General features: G+C 29.4%; 13 protein-coding genes. 6 read left to right on the forward strand and 7 right to left on the reverse strand.

The window, feature by feature from the left end:
* Positions 1–461: 461 nt before the first annotated feature.
* Positions 462–1,763 (forward strand): helix-turn-helix domain-containing protein, encoded by a 1,302-nt coding sequence (locus tag BFL01S_RS16095; protein WP_061786298.1) that lies wholly within the window; start codon positions 462–464, stop codon positions 1,761–1,763.
* 161 nt (positions 1,764–1,924) lie between these two features.
* On the opposite strand, the gene BFL01S_RS16100 is transcribed toward BFL01S_RS16095, so the two are convergent.
* The 7 genes from BFL01S_RS16100 to BFL01S_RS16130 form a co-directional block, all read right to left on the reverse strand.
* Entirely contained in the window at positions 1,925–2,827 is a 903-nt protein-coding gene (locus tag BFL01S_RS16100; protein WP_061786299.1) for an isocitrate lyase/phosphoenolpyruvate mutase family protein, read from the reverse strand.
* Positions 2,820–3,701 (reverse strand): NAD(P)-dependent oxidoreductase, encoded by an 882-nt coding sequence (locus BFL01S_RS16105; RefSeq protein ID WP_061786300.1) that lies wholly within the window; start codon positions 3,699–3,701, stop codon positions 2,820–2,822. The genes BFL01S_RS16100 and BFL01S_RS16105 overlap by 8 nt, the downstream gene beginning before the upstream one ends.
* A 14-nt stretch (positions 3,702–3,715) precedes the next feature.
* A complete protein-coding gene (locus BFL01S_RS16110; RefSeq protein WP_061786301.1) occupies positions 3,716–4,339 on the reverse strand; it encodes a dTMP kinase in 624 nt (207 codons plus the stop codon).
* A 17-nt stretch (positions 4,340–4,356) separates the two neighbouring features.
* Positions 4,357–5,139 (reverse strand): isopentenyl phosphate kinase, encoded by a 783-nt coding sequence (locus tag BFL01S_RS16115; protein ID WP_061786302.1) that lies wholly within the window; start codon positions 5,137–5,139, stop codon positions 4,357–4,359.
* A 70-nt stretch (positions 5,140–5,209) separates the two neighbouring features.
* Positions 5,210–5,761: a cupin domain-containing protein gene (locus BFL01S_RS16120; RefSeq protein WP_061786303.1), complete on the reverse strand. Its 552-nt coding sequence runs from the start codon at positions 5,759–5,761 to the stop codon at positions 5,210–5,212.
* 22 nt (positions 5,762–5,783) lie between these two features.
* Positions 5,784–6,530, reverse strand: a complete 747-nt coding sequence (locus BFL01S_RS16125) for a hypothetical protein (protein ID WP_061786304.1) — start codon at positions 6,528–6,530, stop codon at positions 5,784–5,786.
* Positions 6,531–6,571: 41 nt separating this feature from the next.
* Positions 6,572–7,714, reverse strand: a complete 1,143-nt coding sequence (locus tag BFL01S_RS16130; RefSeq protein WP_061786305.1) for a LeuA family protein — start codon at positions 7,712–7,714, stop codon at positions 6,572–6,574.
* Between the two features lie 317 nt (positions 7,715–8,031).
* Between BFL01S_RS16130 and BFL01S_RS16135 the strand changes: the two genes are divergently transcribed.
* From BFL01S_RS16135 to BFL01S_RS16155, 5 genes are read left to right on the forward strand one after another with little or no spacing between them, the layout of a single operon-like run.
* Entirely contained in the window at positions 8,032–9,039 is a 1,008-nt protein-coding gene (locus BFL01S_RS16135) for an iron-containing redox enzyme family protein (protein ID WP_061786306.1), read from the forward strand.
* A 15-nt stretch (positions 9,040–9,054) separates the two neighbouring features.
* Positions 9,055–9,702, forward strand: a complete 648-nt coding sequence (locus BFL01S_RS16140) for a hypothetical protein (protein ID WP_061786307.1) — start codon at positions 9,055–9,057, stop codon at positions 9,700–9,702.
* 52 nt (positions 9,703–9,754) lie between these two features.
* The gene (locus BFL01S_RS16145) at positions 9,755–10,996 is read left to right on the forward strand and encodes an MFS transporter (RefSeq protein ID WP_061786308.1); all 1,242 of its coding nucleotides are present in this window, start codon (positions 9,755–9,757) and stop codon (positions 10,994–10,996) included.
* An 18-nt stretch (positions 10,997–11,014) separates the two neighbouring features.
* Positions 11,015–12,247: a nucleotidyltransferase family protein gene (locus BFL01S_RS16150; RefSeq protein WP_061786309.1), complete on the forward strand. Its 1,233-nt coding sequence runs from the start codon at positions 11,015–11,017 to the stop codon at positions 12,245–12,247.
* A complete protein-coding gene (locus tag BFL01S_RS16155) occupies positions 12,240–12,803 on the forward strand; it encodes a nucleotidyl cyclase domain-containing protein (RefSeq protein ID WP_061786310.1) in 564 nt (187 codons plus the stop codon). Before BFL01S_RS16150 ends, BFL01S_RS16155 begins: the two co-directional genes overlap by 8 nt.
* The last annotated feature ends 179 nt before the right edge of the window (positions 12,804–12,982 follow it).

Genomic DNA, 12,982 nt, shown 5'->3' on the forward strand with positions numbered 1-12,982 from the left:
TAACTTATATTCTTAAAAATATAAGGGTGCTTTACATTAATATACCTACATGATAGGCTTTTTTCAATGTATATAAGTCTTATGATGTAAGAGATTATCTATGTATTTTTTACATGAAGTAACAAGAAGGCGATACAGTATTTTAGAAAAATTTTTATATTTATTAAAACTGAAATTAATTTTTTATTAACTACCTCAACTCAATTTGTAGAAAGTCTTCTATTAAATGATTTATACCCAAGTGCTTCTATTTTATATAATATTTAAAGATATTAATAAAAATTTTGAAATTTAGCGTTAATATTACAGTAAAAAAATTCCGTTATATATATTTTTAATATAGGTTATACTCTTTAAGTATAGGTTGAAAATAAATGCGTCTACACTTTTCGTTTTATCACTAATTGATTGGGATCGTTTTAAAAATTTAATTTTAATTAATATATAGGTAGGTGGAAGTGATGAAAAGTATAGGAGAGAAAATTAAAGAGAGAAGAAAAGAGTTAGGTTTAACACAAAATGATTTGTCAGGACCTACACTTAGTCATGCTATGATTAGTTTGGTCGAAAGAAATCAAACCAAACCTTCGTTAAAAACTCTAGAATTCATAGCCGGAAAATTGGGGGTAACAGTAAGTTATTTAATGGAAGATGAAGATGAGGAGTCAGTTGACTCCAATAATATTCAACGTGAGATTAATACGTTAGAGGCTTTTATAAAAAATTCAAAAATTACAGAGGCTGAAAATTTAATCTCAAATTTAAAAAACAAAGAGCTACCTATAGAATTTAAAGGGATATTTTTAAAATTGAGCAGTGAAGTAGAAGTTATAAAAAAAAACTATAATGAAGCTATAAAAATGCTTGATCAGTCTTTATACTACATTACACCAAATGATCTTAATAAATACATAGAAATTTATTATGGACTTTCTTTTTGTTATATGCAGGTTAAGGATTATCAGCAAAGTATAAAGAACTCTTTATACAGTTTATTATTTTTTGATTCCAACTTTTGCAGTGAGAACCCTGTTTTACAGCTAAAGCTTTATTACAACCTTGCATACTGTTATTGCAAAGAGGCAAAATTTAATGAGGGTTTAAATATTATTCAAAAGGCCTTGGACCTAATGAAATCTACAGATATTTACCATCAACAAGGCTTGTTCTATATGCTGCAGGGGTTAGCTCAGCTATACCTCAAACAGTATAATACAGCTATAGAATCAAATAACATAGCTTTAAAGAATTTAAAAGAGATAAAACTTGTAGTTGGGTGTTTATCAAATCAAGGCATACTTTTTAGAGAAGTAGAAAATTTTTCAGCGTCAGAAGATTATTTAAAGAAGAGTATAGAGTTAGCAAATGATCATAAGCTATATCATTATTCTCAAAATAGTAAATATGAGTTAGCTTTAACTTACATTATCACGGGAAAGCTAGATGAAGCACAAAAAATATGTCGAGAACAACTCATAAGTAGTCAAGAAGTATCTGAATTGAATATTAAATTCACTCTTATTTTGGCGAATATAAAGCTTAAGCATGGATTATTAAGTGAATCTCTAATATACGCCAATGACGCCGAAACTAAGGCTCAAGAAATCAATAATGATTTACTTATTGCCAAAGCTTATTCTATTAGAGTTAAAATACTTGAATCTCAAGGCTCTTATAAAGAAGCAAACTTGTTGTTAAATAAGATATTGAATAACATCCAAAACAACTCACATTCTTTATACAACTCGCTTGATATTATATAAGCTTGTTATTACAAAGCCACTCTTGAAGATATTCCAAGAGTGGCTTTGTGGTGCATTACCACAACACCTAAAATACCTACAAATTCAAAGGAGAACTTTCTATTAAATTATAACAAAATTTATAGATAAATAAAAGACAATAATCAAATTATATTTAATTTTCAAACTATACTAAATAAACTATCAACCTTCTGTTTTATAAACTTTTCATTAGCTATCATATCATTCATTCCTTGAACCTCGAATATATCTTTGACATCACACAAATATTCGTCAATATCATTAAGATTACCACTAATTTTTAAAGTTTTTAACATCTGCTCCACAGCTTTTATAGAGGCTCTTAATCCTTGATTAGCATATATAGTCATGCTAATATTGTTTTGTTCTAATTCTTTGATCGATACATTTGGATAAGTAGTAGGAACAACAACTAAAGGAAGTCCTCCTTGCCATGAATTTGAGAAAGTAAATATTTCTGCAGGAGTTGATTTTTTTGAATGTATCAAAATGACATCGGCTCCAGCTGCTTTATAAGCATTTGCTCTTTCTAGAGCTGCTTCCATCCCTTCACCTGCAATCAGAGATTCAATTCGAGCAATAATAAGAAAGTTAGGATCTTTTTTAGCATTCTGGGCAGCTACAATTTTCTCACAAAAAGTATTAATATCCTCTAATTTTTGCCTTCCAGGTACAAAACTATTTGTCTTTGGAAACTTTTTATCTTCAATACAAATAGCCGCAATACCTGCATTTTCATATTCTTGAACTGTTCTAATAACATTATTTAAATCTCCAAAACCAGTATCACAATCAGCTATAATAGGTAACGATGTAGAATATGCCATTTTTTTAGCTGCATCTAAAAATTCAGTCATAGTAAGAATATTTGCATCAGGCTTAGCTTGAGAAGCTGAAATTTCTAAACCACTAGCCCAAATAGCATCAAATTCAAACTTTTCGATTAACCTAGCTCCTAATGCATCATGTGCTCCCACTGCTTGGACAACTTGTTTATTATTGAATAATTTTTCACGAAAATTCTTTCTAATAAGTTCAAACATTTTTCATTTCTCCTTTGTAATTATTATACAAATTAAAACAATTTGTTTGATCTGCTTCTTCTCCACATCTAACTATAGATAATTTAAATAGTTCTTTAGATAAAGATCCTAATGGTATAGGTTGTCTAATATCTGTTGCAAGAGAATTGGCGAGTTCAATATCTTTTAATCTTATTGAAAGTGAAGCTGAGATTTCCGAAGTAGGGTTCAAAATCCTTTCTAACAAAACACCCATGTATACAGAATATCCTCTAGTCGTTGTTAAAACGTTTTGTAAAATTTCCGGAGAGAAGCCCAATTTAACACCCATGTTAATAACTTCTGCTGCTCCTAATAGATTGATACTTTCTGCCAAGTTATTAAGTACTTTAATTGTTTGAGCTTTCCCTGTATTCCCCACAAAGTGAATTTCGGATGAAAATTTCTCTATAATAGGGGTAATTTCTCTTATTTTATTCTCATCTCCAGCCGTAATAGCAGTTAATTGTCCTTTTAACGCTCCTTCTGGTCCACCGGAAACTGGACATTCAATATAATGTATATTTTTTTTGATAAGTTCTTTATAAATATATATTGATAGGGAAGGATTAATGGTGCTTAAATCAATTACTATACTGTTAGGTGATAAATGATTTGCTAATCCACTTTTTCCAAACAGCACACTAGTATAAACTTCCTCACCTTTTAAACAAAGAAAAACAACATCACAATCCTTAGCTAAAAAATTTAAATCATAATATACTTTGACACCGTAATCCATAAGTAAGTTCGCTTTTTTTGAAGTTCTATTCCACACATTTATTTGATAAGATTTACTTATTTTTTTTACAATAGCACTTCCTAAGGCACCTGTCCCAATCCATCCTACTTGCATATAAAACACCTCAACTATAAGATCTGCTTAATCTTTTCTTTTATCTGGTTAAATATTTCAGCTTTAGTTTGGTTACTAGATATTTTATCCCAATTGAATTTGTCAGCCCAGGATAACATCTTTTCATTTAGCCGAGATTGATGCGTTAAAAAATCTTTTTCTGTGAAATCTACCTTCCTACCACACTCATACGGTGTAAAATCTATTTTTCTGGATAAAGCTATTTCAGGTAAAACATCAAAATAAAGAGTCAAGTCTGGCTTAGGAAAAGTTTGTATAGTTTTTAATATCCAGTCCTCAGAGCTGCCGTAAAGAATTTCTGAAACTGCATGTTTCATCCAATAACCATCTAATAAATAGATATGATCTTTAGCACTTAAATCATTTTTTGTCATGGTAATAGAGATGGACCAAAATAAAAACATTGATCTACTTATTCCATCCATTTCAGATATACAAACTCTCAAATCTTCCAATTCATTTTTAATAAATCGACATTCTGGAAATTTCAATTCATTTAAAATATCCCATTTATCTAAAATTTCAACTTTATAATTATTATTTTCTAGCCATTCTTTAGTCATTTTTATTTGTGTACTCTTTCCAGATCCATCACAACCTGCAAAGGCTATCAACATTTCAAGTCACCTTCCTCTTAATTCCAGGCCTCAATTGTTGTTCCAGGTGGCGTATCGCTATACAACCCTTCTATTAAGCTTTCTGGATTATTACCATTACAAATAATACTAGTAGTCCCTTTTTGAGCAATTCTAATTAAGGCTTTCACTTTATTATTCATACCACCTGTTACATCCTGTTTATTTGAACTTCCAGCAATATTAAGAATGTTTTCGTAATTATCTTTATTAACCCTTTTTATTAAATTTTGATCTTTTAATGATTCATATATTCCATCCACGTCAGTTAAAATTACTACTCGTTTCACTCGGAAATAATCAACAAATATTTCTGGAATATTATCGCTAGAATAAATAACAAAAGTTTTTGTGTCATCAAAAGTTAAATCTCCTGAAGTGATAGGTAATAATCCTAATTCCAGACTCTTTTCTATAGCCCCAATATTATAATTAATTAGTTCTCCATTATTTGTGGTACAATAACTGCTTGATTGGAACGGATAACATGGAAGCCCTTCTTCTCTAAAGATCATGCATACTTCGGTTAACCATTCAAACATTTTTACCGTCATCATTAATAAATCTTTAGCTTTCCAATCTTGCTCTGATTTTTCTATATTAAAACGAATGGGGACTCCATTTCCATATGAACCACCTCCAATAACTATGATGAGTTTCCCTCTTAAATCTTCCCATCTTGCTTTTAATACCTTCGCAAATTTTCTTATTTCCTCCTTATTAGGAGAACAATATTCATTTTTATTTGTAATTAAACTTCCGCCTATTTTTACAACAAACATTTAGCTTCCTCTTTTTCAAATTATTCTCTTACAAATTAAAAGGAAATGAGCAAGCTCATTTCCTTTTAACTTACCAATTAATTGCAATAAGCTCTGCCTTATCTTCTCCAGCAGCAATAAAGCTGTGCGATATACCCGGGTGAATATACGCAGAATCCCCAACATACAGATCTACATCATAGACATGACCATCATTTTCCCAATGCATTTTAACAGTACCTTTAGTAACATATACAATTTCTGTGGAATCATGCCCACCGTTAAGAACTACACTCTGGTTATCATTAACATGAAGCTCTACACGTAAAGGCATTAAAGTTGGGTAAACATTAGTGGTTACCAGATGATTATAAGTGTAATATTCTTTACCATTTTTAATGCTGGTTCTTTTATAACCTTCAGAAGCACGAGATACTTTAATACCATTATTAAGATCTGAAGGCTCGCTTTTCCCTAAAATAGTCGATATACTCAAGTCTAATTTTTCACTTAATTTCTTTAATTGTTCATACGTTAATACAACTTTATCGTCTTGTACTTCGTATTGACTTAAGATTTCTTCAGGTAACATTTTTCTTAATTCAGACCAGTCTTTAAGACTTTCTTTCGTTAAAGTAATCATTTTCAACACTCTCCTTAAAAATTTATGATTGAACTGTATCTTGGACAGAATGAATTAAATTTTTCTCTAAAGATTGTTCTAATTTAATATAAAATTTTTCTACTTCCGGGTTAAAAGGTACATCATCTACATTTAAATCTTTTTCTACCTGTTTAATTGTTTCTGGTTTAATTGAAGGTTTAGTTAAAGCAGCTACTCTATGAATAATACCTTTTACCATTTCTTTAGCACTAAATTCGACTTTCCAAAATTCTTCAGCTAACACTTTTTCTCTTACTTCCGGAGCAGTTTGTTCATACCATTTAATTCTATAATTAAAATAATCTACTTTGCTCCACATATCATATTGTCCTGCACAGTAACTTTCATATGGTGCAAAAGCTTGTACTGCATTATTATAGGTATCAAAATAAGAATGCGATAGAACTGATAACAAAGCTCCATAACCATATTTAAATGCCATATCATCTGCATCTTTATTATCTGTAATTTTAAAATCTTCCACAAAACTTGAATATTCTTCTTTTAATCTTACTAATTCAAAAGTATCTTCAGGTAAATTCGGTACATTATTGTCTGTAGATCCAAAAACATTAAGCGCTGCCTTAACTAAAATAGGTCCTTTTGACAATGGATGACAATGAAGTCTATGTAAGAAACTTGGAGATGCATCAATTTTAGGAACAATTGATAAATACCCCATATTTTCGGGTTCACCACAAACTTTTAATAATCCTTTTGATAGTGCAATATGAGAAAAGCGATCCATTTATATATCCTCCTTCATACTTTTAGCGAATTTTATTTTTATTATTTGATTATTGTTTGATTAAGAAAATACTTGGCTGTAACTAACAAAATTTCTGGAGACATACTTGTTTTAGTTAAAGTACAGTATTCGCGTACCAATGGAATTAAGTTTTTAGCAACATCTCTACTAACATCCAAACCTTGCTCTAACAGGACATGTTGGATAGCACTAGACCCTGTATGCTTTCCAATAATGAATGAATGTTCTCTCCCAACTAATTCTGGTTCGAACGATTCAAAACTATGCTTAACCTTTAACATACCATCTACATGAATTCCTGATTCGTGAGTAAATACCATATCACCAACAATTGGTTCATTATGAGATAAAGGTAAACCTGTATATTCTTCTACTATTTTTGAAAGTTTAAAAATTTCTTTTAAATTAATATCCGTTTTATAATCAGATAATGCTTCAAAAGCTGAAGCCACTTGATGTAAAGCAGTAATACCTGCTCGATCTCCTAAACCATTTACAGTTACATGTACTTGTTTGGCTCCAGCTTCAACTCCTGCCAAAACATTTGCTAAAGCAAGGTTGAAGTCATTGTGCATATGAACTTGAAAGTTTAAGCCTTTAACTTCTTCTTTTAAAGTTTTTACAATACTAGATACTTTGTTAGGAGTTAAACATCCTACTGTATCTGATAAACGCATTCTACTTGCACCAGCCTGATCTAAAGCCTTCGCATATTGTTTTAGAAAGTCGATATTGGCTCTACCCATATCTTCAGCACTAACTGATATAAATTCAGCCCCTTGTTGTTTGGCATACTCTACCAATTCAATAGCCGTCTCGATAACCCAGTTGTAATCCTTTTTAAACTTTTCTTTGATATGTACATCAGAAGAAGGTAAACCGATATGCAGTGATGTTAAACCAGCTTCAAAGGTTTTATCTAAATCTTCTTTAATACCTCGATTCCATCCAATTAATGTTGGTAAACCCGGTTGTTTAGATAAAGATTTAATCGCTTTAAACTCCACAGATCCCATTACCGGAATTCCAACTTCTGCATACTTAATATTTGCTTTAGATAGATGTTCCAATATATTTCTCTTCTGGTATTCTGAAAATGCTACGCCAGGAGTTTGTTCTCCCTCTCGTAAAGTACTATCTTCAATAAGAATATTCTTTCCCATCAGTTTTTAACCACCTTCCAAATAACTACATTTAAATATTAAATAAAGTTTAAATAATTTTCAATACTTTAATTTTAAAATATTTAAATTTAATTAAAATATTAAATAAAATTTAAATTTATGTATTGATGTAAACATATATATGTTGTATTATTAGGTCAATAATTAACAAGGAGGTGCTACATAATGATCGTAAAACGTTCATCTAAAATTCGTCGTACTTCAGTAACTCTTTAATAATTGAGTAAGTAAAAGCAAAGAGGCTAGTATTATATTTTTATAATGCTAGCCTTCATTTCATGAGAGGAGTTGTTAATATGAGTGAAAATTTATATTTTAAATATCCAAAATTAAGAAAAAATGTTAAAATAATAGAAAACGAAGAGTTTATTACAATAAATTATCATGGTAACTCATTGGACATTGGTCCCTCAGATACTATTAATATCTTTGATATCAAAAATTTCATCAATTTATTAAATGGAAAAAATAGTGTAGAAGACATAAGTTCTAAATCTAATTGCTTTACTAAGGAACAAGTTATCAATTATATAGACATATTGGATGATTATCTCTTATTGGAGGAAGGTAAAGAATTTCAATTCAAAGGGAAGTCTGGTTTAAACTTTATACTAGAGTTAGAAGATTATTATTCCAGTTGGCAAAATTTCAGTAACGAAACAAATCTCACTAAGAAGATTCTTGACAAAAAAGCATCTAAAAACTTATTAGTAGGTTTTGCATTTGAGTATTATCATGTTACGAGAAGATGTCACGAATGTTTGACACCAGCTATAGCTAAGTCTCATGGTGAAACAAGATTAAAAGTATTCGATTTTTTTATAGAAGAATATAGACACGATAAATTATTAATTAAATCTTTAACATCTTTAGGTTTCGAACGATCAGAAATTGAAGATTCTATGCCGTTACCTTATACTCAGGCAATTATGAATATGTTATCAAAATGGGCACATACAGATATCTTATCTTTTATGGCTGGAATCTTTATTTTTGAAGGATCGGATTATGATGGATTAGCTTATAAAGACGCACTTAAAGAGTATTCAGATTTACCTGAAGATTTCGCTAAATATCAAAATACTCATGGTGATATTAATATAGAAGGAGATCACGGACATGTGACCCGCGACTTTTTTATGGATATTGATTACATCTCCGAAGAAGATCAACGACGTGTAATCAAAAACATTCGAATTTTAAATGAATTACATTTGAGAATGCATCAAAACACTATTGATTATTACGATAAAGAGATTGTTGAAATTCCCCGGTCTTTAGATAAACTTGTTAAAATTAGTTAAAGGAGGATTCCAAGAATGTTTATTAAATTTGATGAAATCATTAAAGAAGTTGATTTAATAAATAATAGCTTCCAGTGGGAAAAAGGATTTAACGACTTTTGGTTTCGGCTTAATCAACAAACCATAGATGAGGAGTCAAAAACTCAAGTTTTAACAGATTTATTGTATTTTTATACTAGATATTTAGAGTTTGCTTCCTCTATTCTACATAGAAATACTAATCAAGATTTGATGTTTATACTTTCTGCTGATTATGTTCAAATTTTAAATTTAGAACTTAATAAATTGCCTAACTTGAACATCGATGTATCACCTGGGCTAGAGTCTATTTGTAATTACATGCTAGTGATGGCTGAGACAGATCTATTGAGTTATTTTATCTCTTTTTATACATTAAACAAGCTAATTTTCCGAAAAGAACAGTTTAAAGAATTGGTCGTCAAAAATGAGGGTTTAACTAATTTTTTCAATCTGATGGATAAAAGTTTTTATACACTAAATAGAGTCGGTAAATTAGTTGGTGATGTCAAGGCAAGTGAATTAAACAGAATTTTAAAAAATAACTATACTTTATGTGAAACAATTGACTACTGGTTTAATGAGATAATTATTAAGTATAATAAAAAAATGGTTCCAGAAAAACCCCAATTAATTAAGAGATAATATGGTAAAGTGCGCTAGCACTTTATCATATTTTTGTATAAGGAGGATAAAAATGAACAACACAAGTTTAGAAAACATTGATACTAGATCTGATGTTAGTGTATGGAAAAACAAAAACTATGTAATATTATTACTTACAGGAATATTTATTACTTTTGGATCTAAAGTTTATGAATTAGCAATCCCATTAATAATATATGAACTAACAAAATCATCAGTTTCAATGGGATTAATGTCAGCCATAGAATTTTTACCTAATATGATTTTTGCTGTATTTATAGGAGCATTCATAGATTACATACATAATAAAAAAGCATTTATTACTTTTACTGTATTATTGCAGTCTCTAATACTATTTGCTTTATTTATTTTAATGAAAACTGAATATTTCACATTACCTTATATGTACATATTTGCTTTTATATTAATGACCTTGAATTATGGATATTATAATGCCAGATTTGTAATAATAAAACAAACTTTGCCACCAAGTTTATATATGAAATCTACTGCAAGCTTTACTTTTATTACAATGCTAGTTACAGTGGTTAGTCCTGCGTTAACAGGATTTATTCTCACATTTTCTGATGTGAAAAATAGCTTAATAATAGTTGCTATTACACTTTTGATTTCGACATTATTAACTTTGCTACTAGAAACTTACCAAGAACCTACTAGCACGGCAAATAAAAAGAATTTTCTTTTCTCAGATATTAAGTTTGCGTGGGATGAATTCAAAAAAATTAGGGTTTTATGGACTTTAACTTGGTTTGTAGTATTTACAAACGCATCATATGGGATGTTTAATGCAATGATTATCTTCTTCTCAAAAGAATCACTAAATCTAGGAAGTTCAGAAATAGGAATTTTGCTATCTTCCTTAGGATTAGGTGGAGTATTTGGAACAATGGTATTAGGTAGACTCCGATCATGGATTGGATTAGGAAAAACTATTGGTATATGTATAGCAATTACAGGAATAACTTATGTCTCTCTCTTTATAATAAGCAATTTTTATTTGTTATGCACTTCTTTGTTTCTGGTGGGTATTTTCGCAACGGCTTTCTCCGTGTGCATACACACTTATCGACAGGAGGTTACACCTGTAGACATAATAGGAAGAGTAGTTGGAATTACCGGCTCTATTTTTAAATTAGCAATGCCACTTTGTATATTTGGAGCTGGTTGGATGGCAAATTTAGTGAGTGTAGAAGTAGTTTTTTTAATCTGTGGAATAGGTAATTTGCTATTATTCTTAATTTTCCTTTTTACTCCAATTTGGAAAGAAATTTAGGGATAGGAGATAATAACTATGAGTATTTATCGAAAAATCATAAATATTTGCTTATCAAATGAATTTCCTGAAATGAACAAAGAGGATATTGAAAATCTTTTAAATATAGCTATAGATGAAAAAGTTTTTCCAACAATCTATAGCTATATAGTGGATAAAATAGAGATCGATGACAAATTCCACAACATTTTTAAAGATTATAAACAAAAAAGAGCAGATGCTTTAGTAATATTGAAAATATTAGATAAAAAAAGAAAAGCTCTAGAAATAGATTATTTACTTTTAAAAGGCCTAGGGATCGAGAATTACTATAGCAAGCAAAATTTTAGACATTTTGCTGATTTAGATATTTGTGTTCCCAGTGAAAAAGAATTTTGGGAAATCGGAAACCGTTTACTAGAGAAAGATTTCAATATTTATTCAACAGTCAATTTGTGCAAAAACAAAGACAATAATAGAATTTATGGTAGCGCAAGATTTGAAAGTTTGTATTCCAGCCCTTTAAAGGGTGCAGAGTTACAAATAGGTAGATTTCCTCTTACCATAAAAACTTTTATCAGTTGGGATATTTTAACCTACAACCAAAGAAATATTTTTATTGATGGCGTAGAAAGTAAAATACCTGGACCAGAAGTTACTTTCATTTTGAATATTGGAGAATTGCTTACTAGATCAGGTGAATTTTACTTAAGAGACACTCTTGATATTATAGAAATCCTTAATGTTAAAAAACTAGATATTGATTTTATATTAAAAAACATAAAAAAATTAAATTTATACCCAGCCTTAAAAATTTTAGAGAGTTTGTTTTACAAATATGAAATTCCTCTCCCACCCACACTTGTACAAATATTAAAGGAATTTAGATTTGCTAGTAAAAATGTTGTTATAGGTCATATTATTCCTTTTTTAAAAAAACAAAACGAACTAAACTTAAAAAATATTTATCTACTTACTATAAGAAAAGTTACATATTTCTTAAATGATCGGGATAAATTTTTATTTTATTTGAGAAAGATTGATGAAAAAAATACTCCTTTTGAATTTTTCAACAATGCTATATATATTTACTTTATGAAAATTCATGAACATCAAGGTACATACGAATGGGTAAATTTAAATAACGATCATCTTGTTATTACACCTATTGGTACATTTTTGGCCTGCATGCACGCTCTACATTCCGATGAGGAATTAGATATTTTAACTAAACAATTCGAAGAAAAATTAAGGCGTGAAGTGTATGTATAAAAGCTCTAGAAATTATCATAATTTAAGAAATCTGTTAGTAAAAGAAGTTGCTTATACTGTTGCCTTAATCGATATAGATGATTTTGTGAACACCTTTTGTAACGAGTCTTATTCTATAGTAATAACTAATATTTATAAATTTTTATCTAATAATTCACCTTATAAGATTGTATATCTAGGAAAAGATGAATTTGGTATTTACTCTGTAGATAGTCATGAAAGTACGAGTACTTTCATGACAAATCTATTAGAAAGTAACACTAACTTCAATAAGAAATTCAATACATCTTTTAGTACAGCTATTGCTGAATACCCTTATAGTGGTGAAGATGAAATAGAAATTTTAAGAGGTCTTGAGGAATCTTTACACAATATAAAGAAAAAAAATCGTGGTGGTATCGAAATAGTAAAAAATCTTAAGATGAAATTAAAAAGTAATTATTATACAGTAAAGCAGTTGGAAAGATTATCTGAACTTGCTGAAGTGCAGCAGAGATCTGAAGCCTCCATTTTACGTGAAGCATTAGATCTTATTCTTAGAGAATATGAGTCTTAGAACATAGGTTTATATTAATTTTTATACTTTGTTAGCTCAATAATTGATTTTTATTATTATACTCATACCAAGAAGCCTTTGCTATTATTACAAAAAATAAAAGAGAACATATTGATAATAAAAAACAAGCAAGTCCAAGTCTTGAAAAAACAAATCAGTAATTTATAAATAAGAATACT

Origin of the sequence: Priestia flexa NBRC 15715 (assembly GCF_001591565.1) — a bacterium.
In the GTDB taxonomy this organism is placed as follows: domain Bacteria; phylum Bacillota; class Bacilli; order Bacillales; family Bacillaceae_H; genus Priestia; species Priestia flexa.